We start from the raw sequence: 20,885 nt of genomic DNA, 5'->3' as shown, positions 1-20,885 counted from the left end.
CTGGGTAGCTACGTGTGGACGGGATAAGTGCTGAAAGCATCTAAGCATGAAGCCCCCCTCAAGATGAGATTTCCCATCGCGTAAGCGAGTAAGATCCCTCAGAGATGATGAGGTTGATAGGTCTGGTGTGGAAGCGTGGCAACACGTGGAGCTGACAGATACTAATCGATCGAGGACTTAACCATATTTTTAACATCTTCGATGTGAATAAATTCAAGAATAACGTTATCTAGTTTTGAAGGAATGTGGGATTCCACAACTTCAAATGTCTGGTGACGACCGCGAAGAGGTCACACCCGTTCCCATGCCGAACACGGAAGTTAAGCTCTTCAGCGCCAATGGTAATTGGGGGCTTCCCCCTGTGAGAGTAGGACGTCGCCGGGCACATTTCGATCCGCAGTAGCTCAGTGGTAGAGCTATCGGCTGTTAACCGATCGGTCGCAGGTTCGAGTCCTGCCTGCGGAGCCATGGAGAGCTGTCCGAGAGGTCGAAGGAGCACGATTGGAAATCGTGTGTGCGGTCAACGCTGTACCGAGGGTTCGAATCCCTCGCTCTCCGCCATAAATAGCTCTACTACATAACTTAAAAATAGATTGGCCCCTTGGTCAAGCGGTTAAGACACCGCCCTTTCACGGCGGTAACACGGGTTCGAATCCCGTAGGGGTCACCATTTTATATCTGGAGGATTAGCTCAGCTGGGAGAGCACCTGCCTTACAAGCAGGGGGTCGGCGGTTCGAACCCGTCATCCTCCACCATTTATTTTTAGACATTATCGCGGGGTGGAGCACGTAGGAATAAGCTACGAAGCATAAACTTCAGCATACAGATTGAGATGCAACTTGTATAGGCATACTGAAATCTGGATGACGGTTCCTTTCAGAGGAAGGGACAGACGAATCTACGGAGCAAATCATCATCCGTAAACATTATATCGTCGCGGGGTGGAGCAGTCTGGTAGCTCGTCGGGCTCATAACCCGAAGGTCATAGGTTCAAATCCTATCCCCGCAACCAATTTAAAACTTACTAAGTCGATTAAAATCGAAGTTAGTTTTAGGTGCAACCAAATAAGGACCCGTGGTGTAGGGGTTAACATGCCTGCCTGTCACGCAGGAGATCGCCGGTTCAAATCCGGTCGGGTCCGCCATTTTAAATCTTAATATCTAGTATGGCTCGATAGCTCAGTCGGTAGAGCAGAGGACTGAAAATCCTCGTGTCGGCGGTTCGATTCCGTCTCGAGCCACCATTTTTTTTTGCCGGCCTAGCTCAATTGGTAGAGCAACTGACTTGTAATCAGTAGGTTGGGGGTTCAAGTCCTCTGGCCGGCACCATTTTTTTCAATAAATAATGGTTTTAGTTCTAGAATTTAGGTCTTGAAACATAAAGGATTCTGTACTAAAATATTAATTGTCCTATTTGGAGGGGTAGCGAAGTGGCTAAACGCGGCGGACTGTAAATCCGCTCCCTCAGGGTTCGGCGGTTCAAATCCGTCCCCCTCCACCATTTAGGGGCATAGTTTAACGGTAGAACAGAGGTCTCCAAAACCTCCAGTGTGGGTTCGATTCCTACTGCCCCTGCCAATTACATTTTAATAACTTTGGCGATTGTGGCGAAGTGGTTAACGCACCGGATTGTGGTTCCGGCATTCGTGGGTTCGATTCCCATCAGTCGCCCCATTATATTGGGCTATAGCCAAGCGGTAAGGCAACGGACTTTGACTCCGTCATGCGTTGGTTCGAATCCAGCTAGCCCAGCCATTTCGCGGAAGTAGTTCAGTGGTAGAACACCACCTTGCCAAGGTGGGGGTCGCGGGTTCGAATCCCGTCTTCCGCTCCATATAAAATCTAGGTAGTGCCGGAAAGTGGTACTCCATTTTTGTATCGGGCATAGAATATTTATATATGGCGGCATAGCCAAGTGGTAAGGCACGGGTCTGCAAAACCCTTATCCCCGGTTCAAATCCGGGTGCCGCCTCCAATTATATTTTAAAGCACCTCTGCCGGGGTGGTGGAATTGGCAGACACACAGGACTTAAAATCCTGCGGTAGGTGACTATCGTGCCGGTTCAAGTCCGGCCCTCGGCACCATTTTAAACTATACTTATTAATTCCATGCCGGTGTGGCGGAATTGGCAGACGCGCACGACTCAAAATCGTGTTCCTTCTGGAGTGTCGGTTCGACCCCGACCACCGGTATCTTCTACATAATTTACGTTAATTTTAAAACAGTGAGATAGCTCATAAACGTTGATAAATCAATGTTTATGAGTTTTTTTGTTTTTTTAGAACACGATAGAAAACGATATGAAATGAAGCTGTTTTACACAAATTTTACACAGACATTTCTTCAAATGTTTTCATTGTTCCTAGCTCATCTTCTGTACGCAATTCCTTAACTACATGGGTATATTCCTTTAAAGTCGTCTCAATATCACTATGTCCCAAACGTTCACTTACATAATAAATAGAAACCTTTTTATACAAGAGCACACTGGCATGTGTATGTCTTAGTCCATGAATAGTAATTGGCTCTATATTAAGTTCAGTTAATAGTTTTTTTAATTGCTTGTTTGCAACAGTATTACTGATTACTTTATATTTAGAACTAGGACTATAAAATGCTAGCTTGTGTATATTATTAGGTGTTGTCTCAAAAAGCTTTTTGAAATGAGTCATCGTTCGCTGATCCATTTTAATTGTTCTATTAGATTGTTCATTCTTAGTAGGACCGAACCCTTCAGGATTTCGTTTCATATAACCCCAGGTTTTATTTATTGTGATTGTATTATTTATAAAGTCAAAATCACTTCTTGTAAGCCCAACTATCTCAGCAAAACGCATTCCAGAGGTTAAAGCTAACAGTATTAGAGAATAACTTAATCCTTGATCAAGTCTCTTCCAGATCTCTTTTAACAGCATTTCACTTTCATTAAAATCTAAGTGCTTATCTTTAGATTTTTTGGAAGGTGTTGTCCATGTTAAAACAGCTTTTCTAGTGAAGTCGTGTTGAATAATCTGCTCTTCAACCGCATCTTTTACACAAGCACGAATATGCGTATTTAGTTTTTCAACGGTTTCACGGGCTTTATTTGCACCATATTCGTTTAAGAATAGCTGATAATCGTGTCTCTTGTGATCTCTTGAATTGGTTTGCTACTGAAGTATGCCTTAATTGCCTTTGAAGTGTATTCATAGTGTTTCTGAGTTGTAACGATTAAATTAGATTTATAGAGTTTAACCCACTTTTCGAAATAACCGTCGATAGGAACTGGTGTTAAATGTGGAACAATCCCTTTACTCAATTGAGCTTCAATTTCTGCAGCTGCAATCGTAGCTTCTTTTTTAGTACGAAAACCTCCCTTTCTTATTGGTTTAGATTTGCCATCAACAATACGACTGACAGTATATTGATAAGTGCTGCCTCGCTTTTGAATACTAGCCATAATTTTCACCTTTTCTAATTTAATTAGTAAGGGTGGCCAGTAGGTTAATATAGGTCACCCTTATTTTAACTAAATCGATGTACGCTTGTATAGCTTTATAGTAGATATACTAATTGGTAAAAATTCTTTGGAAATTCTTTTCTAAGAACTCTGCCATTTTACTGGCTTGAAAAGACCAATTTTGTCCTTTTGATTTTGGGTAGAAAACAAATCCGCCTAATTCAGCATCAAGTATTTTTTTGAATTTTGGTTGATAAAGAATGTTCTCCTTTATCCATTCACTTTTTCGATTAATCTGCTTTTCAAGATCTTTCATTGACCAATAAACACCTGATAGTTGAGATTGTTTTAGTTCATAGAATTCAACTTTTGAAATAAGAATTGTGTCTGGTGGTATAGGGATATTTAAATTAACCGATAATTCTTGAGCATTTACACCCCTAATTAGGTCGTAATTATTATTGATTGGTAGTTGTGCATCCATGTAATCATCCTTTCGTAGTTGTTTAGATCATACGAACATACCGTCAATTTAGGCAATTCACGTGTTAACAATTAGCATAATTTGATTACATTTATACAGTACAAACAGATGTTCTTAAATTACATACAAAAAAACAACCAAATATCTTGGTTGCAAAAGTGTTAGTACTTTTTTATCTTCTCACGGTATGAATTTACCTGGTGCCTATTTTGACAAGTGCTTCGTTTTCCATTCGGTGGGGGTGGACAATATTTTGTATTCCCGTGGTTCCTAACGAAATAATCCCCACATTCTAGACATATACCTAGTTGCACATCACTTATTAATGCCTGACCAATTTGAAAATACGCAACATCTATTAAATCCCCAAATATCACCTCTGTACTAAAATCATCTGGTCCTAAAGAAGGTTCATATTTGATATCTCTTGATTTTATTTTGCTAGTCAGTATTCTTCTAATATCATGTTTAATACCTTCTTTTGTTCTTAGTGGGATTGAATCCTTATTATTTCTATTATTGATGATGGATTGCCGGAAGTTTCTCATTTTTATATAGTCATCATTCTTATAAGCTAGAAATAACTCAAAGTGTTCTTTGTAAGTTGTTAGCTCTTTATCAAATTCATTTAAAAACAAGAAAGGTATATCAATATTTTGCTTCTTAGAAAGCCACATTCCCTCACGGATAGGTAAGCCGTAATAGACAAAGAATTTCACGATTGCTTTTTCATCTAGTAAAGAACCTATTTTGGATAAATCAATAAATAGATTACTTAAATCACTTATAGGGTTAAGTGTCCGAACGCTACTTGCATCAGCTGAAGCCATAGGAGCGACTAGAATATAGTTATATCCTATTGAAGAATTTAATCTCTTACTAATATGCCTAAGGAATCCTTCAGCACGATAATAGTTTTTTGCGTATCTATCTATGTAACACCTAAGTTCTTCTTCGATTCGTGTTAGCGCTTTTCCCTTTTTATCAGCATAATTGATTATTTCATAATTATCGTATACCATTACTTGCTGCTTACAGTTTAGTTTTGCTCCTCCTAGTAACACAGTTGATTCTCCTTGGATTATTTTTTATCAATATATACAGTTTATACATGTTGGAGGAAGTATAAACTTCTTTACAAATGTTCGTTGAGTGCTTGTGACGCTTAATAGTTAAATTAACGGGCAGTAATGTGGAGTCATTTGATTAATATATAGTAGACTAAATACTGCGCAGTAAATTTCTTTAGAAGTGATTTTGGAATATAAAATTCTTTATTAAATAGGTTTAGGGTAATATTTTTCTTTCCACAATCGGTCCATATCTTTAATACGAATACAACTTCGATATAGTAAGGAAAGTTTGCAACAGTATGAAACCACCCTTGTAAAAAATGTTACTTTTCAACAAGGGTGGTTTCATCTTATACTGAATCAAAGGTCACTAATCTATCGTTGGGCGGGGATATACGTGGATAGTATTTTTGGAACAATTGCAGTGATTTTAGTAGTAGTAATTATAGCCTTTTTTATTTTTAATAAATTAAATAACAAAAGTAAAGCATTAACTGACAAACAATTAGTTAATCAAGATTCTCTTCCAATTGAACTTCCTTGGGAGGTACAAAGTTATAAATCAACAGATCTAACTTTACACCGTCCAAATTCTTTGATATTAACAGATCAGCTAAAAAGTCACATTGGTGATGTAATTAGATTATCGCCAAGTGCCAAAGATATTGTAAAAAGTGAAAAGAAAGTAATAGTTAAATTTAGTGAAGAGGTTCTCGAAAAAATAAAATCAGGAGAACTTAGCATAATGAAGAAAAAAGGCTCTGCTGACCAATTTAGGGCTATTGCTGTGGATAAAAAAAATAAAATTAAAAATCAAGGTTGGTTAGAAATTAAAGACATAAAGAAAGTAAATCCTGCTCAATTAGCTAATGCAGTTTTGGGTGTAATGACTGTTATTACTGCTCAAGAGCATTTAGATAAAATTAATAAGCAATTAACTGATATTGATCGAAAAATTGATACATTAATACGCCAAAACAACAATGATAAATTTGGGAAAATACAAGGGAATATCCGTTATATAAAATCGATCTTACCAAGCATTCATAATAAAGATGAAAAATTACAAACTTATCTAATAAAAATTGAAGACTTTTCATCAACATCTTACAATGAAATAGAGTCGGTTTTGCGTGAATTACCTTCTTTAATAAGTAATGCTTCTCTCATCAAGGAAAAGGCAAAGTTTGGATTAGATAAAATTGTTAATGAAATTAAAGAACTTACGGTTTCGTTTGAACAAAAAATAGTATTAGGATATGGTAATTTGGAAGTGATGTCAGTCTGTTTAAAAATTATGACTGATTTAGGTAACAATTCGGAAGTTAATATCAATAGATTAACAGATATTGAAAATTATTATAAACAACTCACCGAATATTACAACCACTTTGAAAAAATCCTAAAGGATAAAAACTTTTCTCTTGATGCAACGTTTAGAAGAAGTAAAACAGTTAATTATAAAAAAGAGGAAATTAAAAAACATTTATCACACCATTACGAAACCATTATTAATAACATGTCGGCAGTCAATCAGCATATTAACCAAATAAAAAGTGTTGATAATGAAGACTCGATTAATGGACCAGTTAATCTTCAAATTGAATATGATGAAATGGATAATATAACTGCTGTTTATAGGTTAAAACAGGTCAATTAACAAAAGGTACGAATACCAACTTCCTTAAATTAACAAAAGAAGAGATAGATTTATTTTTATTTTTTTTAGATTTTTCCATGCAAACCTTGAAGATGTTACTTTTTACTGTAGAAGATTTTGAAAATGGGATAAGCAACCAGAGGTAGTAATTGAAGATTTGGATAACAACAACTTATACTAAAGGATGGGTTTAGTTTAAGAAGTAACACTATTTTAATTAAGAATACTTCAGGTTCGGTTTTAAACAATCTGGATTACTCGTTAAAGGAGTTACACATTCTCACTTATGGAAAGCATGATGTAATTTTCTTTTGCTACACAGTACAAATATACTGCGCTGAAAATGTTTCATTTAATTGATGATCACAACACTGATATATAGACAAAAAGAAAACTACTGAATTTAAATCCAGTGGTCTTTTGTTCTTTCCAATATTTTTAACTAACATTAATTTCATTCACATTTTCATCATCTGCAACTAACATCATTGCCAAATTCATTACAAGTTGGAAATCCTCGAGTCCCATGTCAATTTTTTTCGTACTAGATGGATTACGGTCCACTAGGTTATCAATAATGTTACATTTTTCAGGAAAATAATTTTTAAGTGATAAAATGATGTAAGATGCACACTCTCTAGGAGTTCTAAATTCAACTGTTTTATCTACCTGGGAAAGATGTACGATTCTAAAATTCCCATTTTCTAAGCGAAATAGTTGTAATTGCATCTGACGTAATAAGGGGTTCGTGTAAATGCTAGTGATGTTTTGTACGTTCATGGGTGTTCCTCCTAATGTTAATCATCTAACAATAATAAAACTAATAAGTATCATTTTAATAATAACATATACTATGTTTATCTGTGACGTGAAATTTATTGGGATGTGTAGGTGATAATCATGACAGATTTTTTAAAACTAGTTGGTTCAAGGGTACGTAATGTAAGAAAGGCAAGGGGGTTAACTCAAGAGCAATTGGCTGAACGTTGTGGGCTCCAGTACACATATATTGGTGGTATTGAACGAGGTACAAGAAATGTTTCCTTAGCTACTATAGAAAAGCTATCAGATGGCCTAGAAGTACCTCCTAACGAGCTATTTAAATTTGATGACTCTATCCCGGAAAATTTAGAGAGCAACAGAGCGCTTATAGAAGCCTATAAATCACTATTATCTAATAGAAGTAATGAAGAGATCAGCAAACTACTTAATATCTCTAAAGACATACTTGCAATAATTGATTCACAGAAGAAATAGTTGAAGTAGTAATAATTACCACAAGGAAATTTCATAAATCATACCGAAATTTCTTGAAAATGACTATATTAAATAGTGGCGGGATATTTTTAGAATGAAATCATATTGGTTACAGAAAAACATAGAAACCTTGATGTTATGCAAATAGGGCAGTTTATCCCCCAGAGAGAGCCTTAGATTTTAGATATTTGGAAAAAGCCTCTTTGTTGTCACAAGTTCAATTTGAAGAATTGAAGTTTAACTATAGCCAGTTTGAAATGAAGGACCATTCTATGCTGCTAAAACGCTCATAAAGGCGCTTATAAGCACTTTTGAATGAAAGATTTAAAGTGTGAGACCTAAATTAAACTTGTATGTGGATGATCTGAGAGACTGTCCAGAGGGGTTTGCTGTAGCACGAAGTGTTGACGATGCCATTTCTTATTTAGAGGATATACGATTGGTATACTTTCACTTGAGCATGACTTAGGTGAAGATAGTGAAGGTTATTTACTTCTAACGGGTTATGATCTCGTAAAGCTTTTCTGTGAAAGAGGTTATCGAGCAAACAAGATTTATCTACACACGGATTATAGAAAAAGAAGTAACTAATTTGGTGATTAGTTACTTCCCATTCAACCTATTTGACTAAAAGTTTTTCTATTCATAATGACTTCTCTACGTTTTATTTCACATATAGGAAATCTCTTTAACTGGCGTTTGTTGAGGTTTAATTTAAAAATAATGAAGAAGGATCAGAATCCTGGGTGAATAGTGAAATACTATCTAATATAAATGTATCCACTTCGGTTTCAACATCCACTTCGATATTCTCATCTAACCTTTTTAATAGTTCATCAGCATTCTTCTTGTCAACTTCATATTTGGAATGTCGATCCTCAATCTCTCTTTTTATTTGCACTAGATTTGCCCCCGCATAGAATGCAGCTTCAGCCCATCTAATGTCACGAATAAGATTAGGATTAGGGGTCCATAGTTTAGTGACTTTATATGCATCTGCGTTGTGGGCCCTTATAATAAAGTCTCGTTGCCAGTTACACTCTGCTTGGATTTTCTTGCGATCGGTTACGTTATTTACTTTGAGTCGTTCAAACATCCTCCTCCAGAGGCTCTTAATTTGATTACTTATCTCTATAGCACGTTTACCATCAATCCATTTCCCATCTCTCATAATACGGTGGCTCTTATTTTCAGAGGTGCTTAGTAAGTCATGTTTTACAAGGTAACGCTTTATGCGGTTATAGGCTTTTTCGACTGTAGCATATTTTACTTGATGTTTTAAAGAAATGACGGTTAACATTTCCTTAATAAATAGGTGAAGTGCTTGCCCGTCAATATATTGTACATTACCATCAATTAGTAGTTTCATAATATCTACACTAACTGCAGAGTGTTTAGTAGGAATCATCAATATCGTCCAAAAATATGATGGGATCATCAAACGATAAACCGTTTTTTTGCCTCTGCCTTCTTTATTTACGTTTTCTACCCCCATTGCTTTTAACTTATCTACAAGAGCCTTTTGACCCTTTGCTTCTACCGTGGACTCACTTAATCCAGTAAACAATAATACTTGCTGGTAATCTAGTGTTACTGATGTCATGGGATAGGACCTCCAATTTATAATCACCAACCATTTTGTCGGTTACTATATATATAATCTATATAAACAGACATTTTAGTTGGTGTTTTCTACGGAAGTTAAGGTATCCATTTAAAATGCTACAGTCAATAACACTTTTAACCAGTGATTTTTAACTATATGTTATCAAAACATTTATGAGTAGGCTTGGATTACATTGGTCGTGATTTAGTTAGCCGAAGGCATTATTGTTACTAAGAACAAAGGAATTAATTTAAGCTCTAATGTATATCAAGATTCTATATACGAACTGCGCCACCTGTAGCAACCATCAAATACAAAGACTTGTCCGGGATATGTTTTCGGAAAACAAAGAAGAAGTAAAAGGATATGAAGTGAAAGCTTATGTAATCATGTTAAGGAATAGGGACTAGAGTTTTTTCTAGTCCCAGATGTTTTGTTTATTTTTACAAATGTCCTTTTTCTTTCAATGAGCAATACGTATTACCAACAATAATATGATCAAGGATCTCAATACCGATGACCTTTCCAACTTCACATAAGCGCTTAGTAACTTCAAGATCTTCTCTCGAAGGACTAGGATTCCCAGATGGGTGATTATGAGCCACGATAGCGCTGGCGCAGCTTCTCTTTATAAGTGCTTTGAACGTCTCACGTGGATGGACAATAGATGCGTTTAATGAGCCAGTGAAAATGGTTTGACGGAATAACACCTCGTTCTTCGTATTGAGGCCAAGGACTACAAATTCCTCTCTTGTTAGATGCTGCATGTCCTTTAAATACGTAAACGCATCCTCAGGGCTGCGAATAGCAAAGCGGTCCTGAACATTACTTGGATTAAACCTCGCCAATTCTAATGCAGCAACTATCTGTTTTGCTTTCACTCTTCCGATGCCTTTTATATTTAGTAGTTCTTCCTCTGTTACATCCAGAAGATCTTGAATAGAAGTGAAGCGTGTAAATAACTCTGAAACAACATATCCATCTTCTTTTTCTCTTAAAGTCGTTGCTAGTAGTACCTTAAATGTATTTTGATCAAGTTTGTTAATCATTGTAAATGCTTCCTAGTTTGTGTGTAAAATAAAAAAAGGAGAGACCGAAGTCCCTCCCTGTTGAATGAATAGTTGATTTGTATTATGATGTTTTTAGTGTTTGGGCTCCTTGTGAGCTCTTTTTTTGTGCATAAAAATAACCCATGAAAGAAAATTCATGAGAACGTGTTGGAAGTGAAACAATGCTGATCACTTCTTTCTAATATGGTTTTTGGAAAATAAGAAGTTCGTGAATCAGTTGTGATGCCTGTTTTTTGCTTAGTTTTGTACTGTGGTCCACATTAAACAATAGCTTCATTAACTCTGTAACGACCTCTGGCTTGATTTTCACCTCCTTTGCTAATTGATGGACCTTTTTCAACTGCTCCTTAGTTATTGGCACATCACCTCCTTTAAAGGTTACAGGACGTACAAAGTCTTCAATGTCTTGTGTAAATAAAGCGCTTGTGGCTGTGATGTTAAGCACTCCATCGATTAAAGCTCTTTTCTTCACCATTTTTAATACTGTATTCACAATCGAAAAGGGATGCTGTTTTTGAAACTGATGTTCTTTACTATTGCAGGAACCAAATCCATTTACTGTGGGACCAGGTTCGCTAGTGCGGCTTAAATGTGCACTAATTTCAAAATGAAACAAGCCATTGTCCCAATCCTCTAACCGTTTTACCACAGAATACTGCACTGATATCTGTAAAAATTGACAAAGTTTTTCTGCCCCTGGCTTTAAAAGAGTTGGTTTATGGTAGCCGGCGACCATACCGTAATCTTGTCCAGTAACCATCATTTCTCTAGCAAATTGTTTGAGTAATTCGCCTCTTTGCTTTAGATCTGATAATGAGATAGTAGAGCTTTCTGTACTTAAAGTATTATTCATTGGGATGACATTTGGGGGCCTTTCTTTCTTTCAACACTATTGGATCAATCCTTTCATATTGTTAATTTGCTAAGCATCTTAAAACGTTACAAGATTCATTGCCTCAATGTACAGAAATGTTCAAATCAGTCTGTAGCTGATAAGCCCAATTTGACTTGTATTCGTAACTGTATCCATTTACTCTTCACATAATCACCTCCTTTCAGCTTGTTCTAACAATCCGCTTGAACTTAGTAACCCTTCCTTTTTAGTTGGATGCATCTCACCATCCCTTTCCTCACTGTTAATTTAAATTTGTCCTTTACAATATAATTAGGTTTATCGTTACAAGATTTACAGACTTAGGCTTGAAGATTAATTATCTATTAGCTCACCTAGGGAAATAAAATCTCTTTTTTATATGATTCAATCAATCGTCGTGTTGTATAGAAGAAAAATACAAACGTAAATGTCGGTGGGGGTGGGCATCGAATGATTTAAATCAAACCTTATCTATACCACCTTGCACCTTGGAAAAAATGAATATTTCTTTCCATATAAGGGCATTCAGTCAGGAGTGCATAAAAATTGAAGAGAATAATGAATAGTTAACTGCTGAAGCAGTCTGTAGTTTAGTTTCTTGGAGCTCTCTAAGAGTTTGTAAAAGATTTTGATCTCGTGCATTTTAAACGTCCGTCTATGTACGTTTGTTGTTCTTCAAGATTGTTATCAAGGCTTTTATTAAACTCTTCTTGCTTCTTAGTGAGTGCTTTATTGCCAGACATTGCTATCTGCTTAAAGTAAGAATAAAATAAGAGTAAAGTAAAAGGTTTTTGAGGTGTTTATTATGGACATTAAGCTGTTTTATAAGACGCAACGTGAACTTGCAACAGCACTAAACACAGTAGTTGATTACTATTGGGAAGAGAAAATATCAGAAAATGACCTAATTATAAAGGTAGAAGAGCTTTTTCTAAATAACAAAAAGAAAGTACGAAAAGATAATGGTTTTACGACTATTTTGAAGCAGCAATGTGGAAAGAGAAGGCTTGAAATTATTGAACGTATTCTTTCATTAAAAGGACACATTGAGGTGGTTAGGTAAATGAGTGAAGGAAGGATTTTACATATGAGTAAAGAACTATTATATAGTACCTCATTGTCAGGAGCTGCATTTCTGTTTTCTGAATTAAAACAGGTCATAAGTCTTGATCTTGAAGGGTTATCAAAAAAGGAGATAAGAGAAAGAGTAATGGCAGAAAACCTGTTTCAGTATAAAGTTCCGGGAAGTGCAAAAAGAAGTTTACCATCAGTCTTAAGACGTTTAGATGTGTTAGATGAAGAGTTAAAAAAAATGGTGATAGAAGAACCGATTGATTTAGGGAAATTGATTAACTTATATGCCATTTTGAAGACAGATCGGTTGTTCTTTGAATTTATGAGAGAAGTCATTAGTGAGAAATTAAAAAACGATACATACTTATTAGAGAAAATAGATATTAATGGCTACTTCACTTATAAAGCAGAGCAGGATGAACGTGTGGCAGGCTGGTCCGAGCAGACAGTAAATAAGTTGAAGCAAGTATTTTTAAAAATTTTATGTGAAGTCGGAATACTACAAGATAGCAACAGTGGAGAACTCTCTCGACTATTAATAGATGAGCATATTCGTTCTTACTTGTTATCCATAGGAGAACATGAGATTGTACATGCAATGGGGGAGTAGGAGGGAATGGAATTGAATTTAAATGCCAGACTGGACAAGATAATTCCAAAGCTACGAGAAGATAAATTTCTCGAAGGACATGGCCTTGGAAATGAAATTAGTTTTTATGTGTTTGATTATGAACCAGAGAGTGAACTTATTGTTCGGGATTATGTGAAGCATATAAAAAAGGAATTCAGTTATGAAGGGACCAACCGCAGAATTATTGAGTTTGACCTTTATAAAATGCTCTTAGATATTGCAAAAGAACGTAACATATTTGACCGCATATTTGATATGGAAGAGCGTCAGGGTAAAGAAGCCTTATTTAAAGCAATGGCAAACTTCGCAAAGCCTGATGTCTTTCTTAAAAAAATCAAAGAACAAATTGGAGAACATAACATTGTGATTATTTCAGGTGTTGGTAAAGTTTATCCCTTTGTTCGTTCCCATACGATATTAAACAATTTACAAGAGGTTATAGATAAAACACCAGTCATTATGTTTTTTCCAGGAAAGTATGATGGACAGTCGTTACAGTTGTTTGGAAAGTTTAAGGATGATAATTACTACCGAGCATTTCGCTTAGTGGACTAGTGAGGGGATATATCAATGATTATTAAAGAGATGTTTCAAAAAGACATAGGGCGTGATATAAGAGGCGTTATCAAAGTAGCGCAAACGGATGAAAAGCATATCTACCAAGAGCTTGATGAGTATGTTGTTACAAGAGAGTTGAACAAACATCTATCCAAGTTTTACGAAAGCTACCAAAAAGGGATTGATGGATCTACGGATAAAATGGGTGTTTGGATTTCAGGTTTCTTCGGTTCAGGTAAATCTCACTTCTTGAAAATTCTAGCTTACCTTCTTGAAAATAAACAAGTCAAAGATAAAAAAGCTATTGAATTCTTCGATGAGAAAGTCCAGGACCCAATTATTTTAGCAAACATGAAGCGTACAGCAAATGTTGAAACAGAAACTATTCTTTTTAATATTGATTCAAAAAGTTCATTAGATAGTAAATCAAAAGAAGATGCGATTCTTCGAGTGTTTATGAAAGTATTCTATGAACATAGAGGATATTACGGTGACATTCCTGGTGTTGCTGAAATGGAGAAATATTTAGATACTAAAGGTGTGTATGAAGCATTCAAAATTGAATTTAAAGCGTTAGCAGGTGAAGATTGGATTGACCGTCGTAACACGTTTTATTTTGATGCTGATTATGTCATCGGAGGCTTAACAAAAGTGACAGATATGACGGAAGAATCAGCTCGGAACTGGTTCGAAAACGGTGTTAACAATTTTGAAATTAGTATTGAGAAATTTGCTAAAGATGTAAAAGAATACATTAAGCAAAAGGGTGATAAATTTCATCTTATTTTCTTAGTCGATGAGATTGGACAATACATAGGAGATAGCCGTAATTTAATGCTTAACCTACAAACGGTTGCTGAGGACCTAGGTACACATTGTGAAGGTAAAGTTTGGATTATGGTTACATCTCAAGAGAGCATTGACAGCATTGTCAAAGTAAAAGGGGATGACTTTTCTCGTATCCAAGGGCGTTTTGATACAAGGTTATCACTATCGTCTATTTCTGTTGATGAAGTAATCAAGAAACGTATTCTGCAAAAGAAAGATTTTGTTCATGATAAATTGAAGCTGTATTATCCCGAGAAAAGTGCAATATTGAAAAACTTAATTAGTTTTAAAGATAGTACGGCTGATTTACGTGGGTATGACAATGAACAAGAATTTGCCGAGGTCTATCCTTTTATCCCATACCAGTTTAAGTTGCTTCAAAATGTCTTTGAACAAGTTCGTAAACATGGTTCTTCAGGTAAGCATTTATCTGAAGGGGAGCGTTCCATGTTATCAGCCTTCAAGGAAGCAGGGCTGCAGCACAAAGATAGTGAAGAAGGCAGCTTAATTCCTTTTTATGCTTTCTATGACACGATCAAAGAATTTCTAAACCCAACTATATCAAGGGTTATTGAAGGAGCTTATACTAATCCAGCTTTACAAGATGACGAGTTCAACATAAACCTCTTAAAAGTATTATTCATGATTAAATACATTAAAGAGCTTCCTGCAAACATAGCAAATGTAGCAACCCTTATGGTTACAAACATTGATGAAGATAAGTTAGAACTAAAAGAGAAAATCAAAGTATCACTGAGAAAACTTATTTCACAAACGCTTATTCAGAAAAATGGCGATTTCTATATTTTCCTAACCGATGATGAGCAAGATGTGAATCGAGAAATTAAATCCGTTAATATCGAGGAAGAATCGGTAAAAAGAGAACTGGCCAATTATATTTTTGAAGATTTGTATTCAGGAACAAAATTCAGATTCGGAAAAGTGTATGATTTTCCTTACCGTCAAACGATGGATGAGAAAAATTATAAAAATCAAACAGCTACGATCGGTATAAACATCCTTTCTCCATTATCTGATCATTATGAGAAATCCGAGCAAGAATTGATGATGATGTCTTCTGGAACGAATGAGATGATAGTGAAACTTGGAGGCAGTGAAGCCTATATTGAGGAAATGCGTGAAGTGAAGCAGATCGAGGAGTACCGTAAGAAAAGAAATATTACACAGCTTCCTGAGAGCATTCAAAACATCTTAAACAATAAACAAGCAGAAGCGAGAGAAAGAAGAAGACGTGTAAAAGATTTCTTAGAAGAAGCGATTAAATATGCCGGCTTTTATATCAATGGTGATCGAGTTGAGGTGAAAGGGTCATCTGTAAAAGAAAAGATCAACGCAGCATTAGAATCATTAGTGGAAAATGTTTATACGAGATTAGGTTATATAAAGCACTTCTTAGAAAACGAAAGAGAACTAATTCCAATCCTATCTCCACAGAACGAACAGTTATCACTGGAAGCGGAGTTAATGCAAAATCCAAATGAACTGGCTATTAAAGAAGTTTATGATTTTATAAGCCTACAGGATGATATAAAAAAACAAGTACGTGTAAAAATCCTTCTTGATCGTTTTAATGATAAACCTTACGGGTGGAGACCACTTGATGTTGCTGCTTTAATTGCTCATTTATTGAAAGAACAACGTATTCGTATACGTTTTATGGCAGAATACTTAGAACCAGAAGATGGGGTCAATAAAATCATTACAGCCTTAACGAAAACATCAGAAGCCGATAAAGCAATTGTATTAAAGCGAGTAAAGGTAGATGAGAAGCTAATACGAACGGCAAAGAGCATTTGCAAAGAAGTATTTAATAAGACGGATTTAGCCGATGATGAAGATGGATTAGTAAGAGATATCCGCACATTCATTGAACATCAAATAGACGAGATAAAAGCATTGAAAGCTCGCTATGAAGGTCGGAAATACCCTGGAATGAGCTTATTGGATAAAGGTCTAGAATACTTTGGCGAGTTCCATAAAGGATTAGATAACGCTTCTTTCTTTGCTAAGTTAAAGGATATGGAAGAGGACTTGTTAGATTGGGAAGAAGATATTGTCTATGTGAAGAGCTTCTTTGGTACAGACCAAAAGAGAATCTTTGATGAAGGACTGCAGGCTCTTAATAAATACGAAGAGAACAAGATGTATTTAATGAATGATGATTCTGAAGCCTTTGTTAGAAAGTTAAGTGATATCTTAAAAGACCCAATTCCTTATAAGAAGATAAAAGATATCCCTGAGTTAAATGAAGCAGTAGAAAACCATATCAATGCTGTCCTTAGTGAAAAGAAAGAAAATGCAAAAGAAAAATTAAAAGCTGACTATGATCATCTAGCTATCTTAGCAAAGCAGTATGGAGTGTACGCAGCTACTAAACAGAAAGTAGAAAATTATTATAACGAATTAAGAGGCAACATAGACAGCTTTGAAGATATCTTTAAAGTGGATGCGACCATTTCTCAAAGCGCAAGTTTCAAAGAGAATTATGAGCGTTTAATTGCTAAAGAAATTAGAGAATGGAAAAGCCGAAAAGAGGAGGAAGAAGGAACTGTAATCGTTGAGCCACAACCACCTGTTGTGACGATTAAAAAGGAAAAAGTTCAAGTATCGAAATTGCTTGCTGTTAAGACGTTAACATCAGAAGAAGATGTTGACCAGTTTGTAAATACCTTATCAAACAAACTAAAGGAAATTATTAAATCCAACAAACACGTTGAGTTCTTGGATTAAAGTAGGTGAATGGTGATGAACAAAACAGCATTGAAAAACTTTGCGATGAGTGCAAGGAGAGAACTGTTAAAAAAAATTGAAGCCAAGGCAATGAAATTAGGAATAACAGAAAGCAACATCAAGAAAGCCGAAATTGAAAGCTCGGATGCCATCTTTATTGATGGCAGACAGCTTTCAAAAAATGAAAAGATCCAACGTGATAAACTCATTGACCGTGTTGGTCAAATTGGATATTGCTCAGTGATGGACGAAGTCGCTTACACGTGGTTTAATCGCTTCACAGCATTACGTTTCATGGAGGTGAATAATTATCTTCCAACAAAAATACGTGTATTATCATCAATTAATGCTGAGAGTGCAGAACCAGATATGATGAAAGAAGCATTGTCTCTTGATTTAGAGATTGATAAAGAGCTTGTGTATGAGTTGAAGATAAATAATTACGCTGAAGAGCTGTTCAAATATTTGATTATCAAACATTGTAATGACTTGAACCGCTTTATGCCATTTATGTTTGAAAAGATCGATGATTATACGGAGATCTTGTTTCCAGAAGGATTATTAACGAAGGAATCATTTTTAAGGGAGATGACCTATACCGAAAAGATTTCAGAGTCAGATTGGCATCAAATTGAAATCATCGGTTGGTTGTATCAATTTTACATAGTTGAGGAAAAAGAACGAGTCTTTAAGCAGAAATCTAAATATAAGGCAGAAGAAATTCCATATGCTACTCAGTTGTTTACACCTAATTGGATTGTACGTTATATGGTTCAAAACTCATTGGGAAGATATTGGTTTGAGTCACATCCTGAGCATCAAGATTTATTAGAGAGTTGGGAATTTTATATAGAAAACAATCAAAAGCAAAATTATGAAGAAAAGTTAGCCTCTTTTATTAACAAAGAGTTAAAGGTAGAGGATATCAAATGTTTCGATCCTGCGATGGGAAGTGGGCATATTCTTGTTTATATGTTTGATGTTCTTTATGAAATTTACAGTAAGTGTGGGTATATGGAACGAGAAATACCGAGGTTGATTATAGAAAACAATCTATATGGATTAGATATTGATGATCGTGCTTATCAGCTTGCTTGTTTTTCAGTTGTCATGAAGGCGTTGGAATACAATAAACGTTTATTTAGGAGCATAGAGAGGGAAGGTTTAGAACTAAACTTCGCTTCAATTCAAGAAACGAACATACTTGATGAGGAAGATATCGCTTTTATTGCAGGAGATATTGAAGGTAAACAATTTGAGAGCACAAAAGGGTTTATAAACCAATTTAAAGATGCAAAATCAATCGGTTCCCTGCTAAAAGTGGATAAGTATAATCATGAATTTTTAGAGGGAAGGTTAAAATATTTACTTGAAAATCCAGCAGAAAACCTTTTTGAAGAGGAATTGAGAAAAAAAGTAGTCAATATAATACCTAAGTTATTAAAACAAAATGAAATTATGTTAAATCAGTTTGAAATCGTAGTAACAAATCCTCCATATATGGGGAACAAATTTATGAATACAAAGTTAACAAAATACCTAAATGAAAACTATCCTTACTCTAAATCAGATTTGTTTGCGACATTTATGGAAGTTGATCATTATCTAACCGATAGTAGTATTTCAGCGATGATTAACCAACATTCCTGGATGTTTTTATCGACATTTGAAAATATGAGGAAAACATTTATAGATAATAATTCAATAATCACAATGCTACATCTTGGTTCAAGAGCTTTTGAGGATGTAGGTGGAGAGATAGTTCAAACTACTGCCTTTGTTTATAGAAAATCAGTTTTCTATACATATGTAGGTCAATTTATAAGATTGATTGACTTTAAGGATGCAAAAGAAAAAGAGCAAAAAGTAATAGAAGCAATAAGATCTCCACAAGTAAGTTATCGATACGAAAATGATGGTTTAGAATATAGTCTTATAAAAGGCAGTCCGTTGGCTTATTGGATAAGTGAAAATGTATCAGCAGCTTATAAAACAGGAACATTATTAGGGGATATTTCAAAACCAAGGTCTGGACAAAATACTGGTGATAATGCAAGGTTTATTCGAAAATGGTATGAAGTGAATATCGATAAGATTGGCTTTGGTCTTAATACAGAAGAATTAGCAGAAACATCCAAAAAGTGGATTCCGTATAATAAAGGAGGAGAATATAGAAAGTGGTATGGCAATTATGATCATGTAATTAATTGGGAAAATAATGGTTTCGAAATTAAAGATTATGCTGTTTTTAGGAATAAAGGAAAACACTGGTCAAGATATATACAAAATATAGACTTTTTATGTTGTGAAGGTATAACATGGTCTTTTATTTCATCGTCGAATTTTTCAATGCGTTATTTACCTCAAGGCTTTATTTGTGATTATGCCGGTTGTGCCGTTTTTCCATCTAAAGAAAAAATGTTTCACTTAATAGGATTCTTAAACTCAAAGCCTGCTACAATATTTATGGAAGCAATTAACCCTACTCTAAATTTCCAACCAGGAAATGTAGCGAGCATACCTATAATTGATATTGCAGACCTGGTACGAGATCAAGTTAATCATTTAGTTACAGAAAATATTATGATTAGCAAAGAAGAATGGAATAGCTACGAAACAGCATGGGGCTTTTCTAAACATCCATTACTTACAGAAAAATATAATATAATAAATGACAGTTTTTTAAATTGGAACAAATATATACGAGCGATGTTTAACAGAATGAAAGCAAATGAAGAGGAAATAAATAAAATTTTTATTAGAGTATATGGAGTAGATAGCGAAGTTGACAATATCATTGATGATTCAGAAGTATCAATTCGTATACCTGATGACAAAAGTGAAGTAAAATCATTTATTTCGTATGCTATCGGTTGCACTTTCGGTCGCTACTCCTTAGATGAAGAAGGTCTAATTTACGCAGGTGGAGAATTTGATCCATCCAAATACGAAACGTACCCGGCTGATAAAGATAACATCCTCCCAATTTTATCAGGAGCTTACATCGAGGATGACATTGTTTTAAGGTTCATTGAGTTTGTTCAAGTAACTTTTGGTGAGGACACATTATTAGAAAACCTTGATTTCATCGCTGATACACTTGGTAAGAAAAAAGGTGAAACAGCAAAAGAGACCATACGTCGTTATTTCATGAATGATTTCTTCAAAGACCATGTTCAAACATACAAGAAACGTCCGATTTATTGGTTGTTCACAAGTGGTAAACAAAAGGCTTTCAACTGCTTAATTTATATGCATCGTTATGATAAAACAACGTTATCAAGAATTCGAACGGATTATTTACATGAATATCAAATTCGCTTAGATGCTGAAAAGAGAGACCTTTTCACTATTATTGAAGGTGACTCAACCGCAAAAGAAATCAGTAATGCGAAAAAGGAATTGAAGACGTTAGAGAAGAAGATTGAAGAATTGAAAGAGTATGATGAAGTGTTGCACCACATGGCAGACATGCAGATGGAGATTGACTTAGATGACGGTGTAGTTGTCAATTACGAGAAGTTTAAAGGTCTTGTCGCAAAAATATAATTCAGTCATTATGGGTATAACGGTTTTGG

Annotated in this window: 13 protein-coding genes, 16 tRNA genes, 2 rRNA genes and 3 pseudogenes; 26 read left to right on the top strand and 8 right to left on the bottom strand. The window is 35.2% G+C overall.

What is annotated here, in order from left to right; all coding sequences use genetic code 11:
• The 18 genes from NON16_RS21500 to NON16_RS21415 all read left to right on the top strand — a co-directional run.
• Nucleotides 1-185 (top strand): 23S ribosomal RNA (locus NON16_RS21500); the annotation flags it as partial.
• Nucleotides 186-268: 83 nt separating this feature from the next.
• Nucleotides 269-384: ribosomal RNA gene (rrf, locus tag NON16_RS21495) — 5S ribosomal RNA — on the top strand.
• Nucleotides 385-393: 9 nt separating this feature from the next.
• A tRNA-Asn gene (locus tag NON16_RS21490) sits at nt 394-468 on the top strand.
• A 1-nt stretch (nt 469) separates the two neighbouring features.
• Nucleotides 470-561 (top strand) — tRNA-Ser (locus tag NON16_RS21485).
• Between the two features lie 34 nt (nt 562-595).
• Nucleotides 596-670, top strand: a tRNA-Glu gene (locus NON16_RS21480).
• 10 nt (nt 671-680) lie between these two features.
• Nucleotides 681-756: transfer RNA gene (locus NON16_RS21475), tRNA-Val, on the top strand.
• Between the two features lie 180 nt (nt 757-936).
• Nucleotides 937-1,013 (top strand) — tRNA-Met (locus NON16_RS21470).
• A 57-nt stretch (nt 1,014-1,070) separates the two neighbouring features.
• Nucleotides 1,071-1,146: transfer RNA gene (locus tag NON16_RS21465), tRNA-Asp, on the top strand.
• Between the two features lie 23 nt (nt 1,147-1,169).
• Nucleotides 1,170-1,245 (top strand) — tRNA-Phe (locus tag NON16_RS21460).
• A gap of 9 nt (nt 1,246-1,254) precedes the next feature.
• Nucleotides 1,255-1,330, top strand: a tRNA-Thr gene (locus NON16_RS21455).
• Nucleotides 1,331-1,417: 87 nt separating this feature from the next.
• Nucleotides 1,418-1,502 (top strand) — tRNA-Tyr (locus NON16_RS21450).
• A 3-nt stretch (nt 1,503-1,505) separates the two neighbouring features.
• A tRNA-Trp gene (locus NON16_RS21445) sits at nt 1,506-1,579 on the top strand.
• A gap of 20 nt (nt 1,580-1,599) precedes the next feature.
• A tRNA-His gene (locus NON16_RS21440) sits at nt 1,600-1,675 on the top strand.
• Between the two features lie 6 nt (nt 1,676-1,681).
• Nucleotides 1,682-1,756 (top strand) — tRNA-Gln (locus tag NON16_RS21435).
• Nucleotides 1,757-1,760: 4 nt separating this feature from the next.
• A tRNA-Gly gene (locus NON16_RS21430) sits at nt 1,761-1,835 on the top strand.
• Nucleotides 1,836-1,902: 67 nt separating this feature from the next.
• Nucleotides 1,903-1,976 (top strand) — tRNA-Cys (locus NON16_RS21425).
• A gap of 21 nt (nt 1,977-1,997) precedes the next feature.
• Nucleotides 1,998-2,086, top strand: a tRNA-Leu gene (locus NON16_RS21420).
• Nucleotides 2,087-2,112: 26 nt separating this feature from the next.
• Nucleotides 2,113-2,194, top strand: a tRNA-Leu gene (locus NON16_RS21415).
• Nucleotides 2,195-2,329: 135 nt separating this feature from the next.
• Here the strand turns inward: NON16_RS21415 and NON16_RS25905 are convergent.
• The 3 genes and pseudogenes from NON16_RS25905 to NON16_RS21400 form a co-directional block, all read right to left on the bottom strand.
• A pseudogene (locus NON16_RS25905) lies at nt 2,330-3,441 on the bottom strand (site-specific integrase).
• 109 nt (nt 3,442-3,550) lie between these two features.
• On the bottom strand, nt 3,551-3,925 hold the full coding sequence (locus NON16_RS21405) for a DUF771 domain-containing protein (RefSeq protein WP_257351453.1): 375 nt from the start codon (nt 3,923-3,925) through the stop codon (nt 3,551-3,553).
• Between the two features lie 161 nt (nt 3,926-4,086).
• Nucleotides 4,087-4,989, bottom strand: coding sequence for a hypothetical protein (locus NON16_RS21400; protein WP_257351452.1), 903 nt, complete (start codon nt 4,987-4,989; stop codon nt 4,087-4,089).
• Between the two features lie 406 nt (nt 4,990-5,395).
• On the opposite strand from NON16_RS21400, the gene NON16_RS21395 reads away from it, so the two are divergent.
• Nucleotides 5,396-6,658 carry a hypothetical protein gene (locus tag NON16_RS21395; RefSeq protein WP_257351451.1) on the top strand — a complete coding sequence of 421 codons (1,263 nt, stop codon included), beginning with the start codon at nt 5,396-5,398 and terminating at the stop codon, nt 6,656-6,658.
• Between the two features lie 438 nt (nt 6,659-7,096).
• Here NON16_RS21395 and NON16_RS21390 read toward each other — a convergent pair whose 3' ends face one another.
• Nucleotides 7,097-7,438, bottom strand: a complete 342-nt coding sequence (locus tag NON16_RS21390; RefSeq protein ID WP_257351450.1) for a hypothetical protein — start codon at nt 7,436-7,438, stop codon at nt 7,097-7,099.
• Between the two features lie 120 nt (nt 7,439-7,558).
• Here NON16_RS21390 and NON16_RS21385 point away from each other — a divergent pair, with 120 nt between their 5' ends.
• Both NON16_RS21385 and NON16_RS25755 read left to right on the top strand, forming a co-directional pair.
• Complete coding sequence (locus NON16_RS21385; RefSeq protein WP_257351449.1) at nt 7,559-7,915, top strand: helix-turn-helix domain-containing protein; 357 nt, start codon at nt 7,559-7,561, stop codon at nt 7,913-7,915.
• 331 nt (nt 7,916-8,246) lie between these two features.
• Nucleotides 8,247-8,506: pseudogene (locus tag NON16_RS25755) on the top strand (cyclic-phosphate processing receiver domain-containing protein).
• A 118-nt stretch (nt 8,507-8,624) separates the two neighbouring features.
• Here NON16_RS25755 and NON16_RS21375 read toward each other — a convergent pair.
• The 4 genes and pseudogenes from NON16_RS21375 to NON16_RS21360 all read right to left on the bottom strand — a co-directional run.
• Nucleotides 8,625-9,518: a hypothetical protein gene (locus NON16_RS21375; RefSeq protein ID WP_257351448.1), complete on the bottom strand. Its 894-nt coding sequence runs from the start codon at nt 9,516-9,518 to the stop codon at nt 8,625-8,627.
• A 446-nt stretch (nt 9,519-9,964) separates the two neighbouring features.
• A complete protein-coding gene (gene radC / locus NON16_RS21370) occupies nt 9,965-10,570 on the bottom strand; it encodes a RadC family protein (RefSeq protein WP_257351447.1) in 606 nt (201 codons plus the stop codon).
• A 199-nt stretch (nt 10,571-10,769) separates the two neighbouring features.
• Nucleotides 10,770-11,444, bottom strand: coding sequence for a hypothetical protein (locus NON16_RS21365; RefSeq protein ID WP_257351446.1), 675 nt, complete (start codon nt 11,442-11,444; stop codon nt 10,770-10,772).
• A gap of 550 nt (nt 11,445-11,994) precedes the next feature.
• Nucleotides 11,995-12,096, bottom strand: a pseudogene (locus tag NON16_RS21360) (DUF3967 domain-containing protein); the annotation flags it as partial.
• A gap of 174 nt (nt 12,097-12,270) precedes the next feature.
• On the opposite strand from NON16_RS21360, the gene NON16_RS21355 reads away from it, so the two are divergent.
• The 5 genes from NON16_RS21355 to pglX are packed head-to-tail and all read left to right on the top strand — an operon-like array spanning nt 12,271 to nt 20,856.
• Nucleotides 12,271-12,528, top strand: a complete 258-nt coding sequence (locus tag NON16_RS21355; RefSeq protein ID WP_257351445.1) for a TIGR04540 family protein — start codon at nt 12,271-12,273, stop codon at nt 12,526-12,528.
• Nucleotides 12,529-13,149 (top strand): DUF1819 family protein, encoded by a 621-nt coding sequence (locus NON16_RS21350; protein ID WP_257351444.1) that lies wholly within the window; start codon nt 12,529-12,531, stop codon nt 13,147-13,149.
• 6 nt (nt 13,150-13,155) lie between these two features.
• The gene (locus NON16_RS21345) at nt 13,156-13,725 is read left to right on the top strand and encodes a DUF1788 domain-containing protein (RefSeq protein ID WP_257351443.1); all 570 of its coding nucleotides are present in this window, start codon (nt 13,156-13,158) and stop codon (nt 13,723-13,725) included.
• Between the two features lie 15 nt (nt 13,726-13,740).
• Nucleotides 13,741-17,307: a BREX system P-loop protein BrxC gene (gene brxC / locus NON16_RS21340; RefSeq protein WP_257351442.1), complete on the top strand. Its 3,567-nt coding sequence runs from the start codon at nt 13,741-13,743 to the stop codon at nt 17,305-17,307.
• Nucleotides 17,308-17,322: 15 nt separating this feature from the next.
• The gene (gene pglX / locus NON16_RS21335; protein ID WP_257351441.1) at nt 17,323-20,856 is read left to right on the top strand and encodes a BREX-1 system adenine-specific DNA-methyltransferase PglX; all 3,534 of its coding nucleotides are present in this window, start codon (nt 17,323-17,325) and stop codon (nt 20,854-20,856) included.
• Nucleotides 20,857-20,885: the final 29 nt, after the last annotated feature.

The sequence above is a fragment of the Pseudalkalibacillus decolorationis genome (genome assembly GCF_024609785.1).
GTDB classification, from domain to species: domain Bacteria; phylum Bacillota; class Bacilli; order Bacillales; family Fictibacillaceae; genus Pseudalkalibacillus; species Pseudalkalibacillus decolorationis.
The sequence above is the reverse complement of the archived record's forward strand: the minus strand, read 5'-3'. Positions and strand labels throughout refer to the sequence as shown.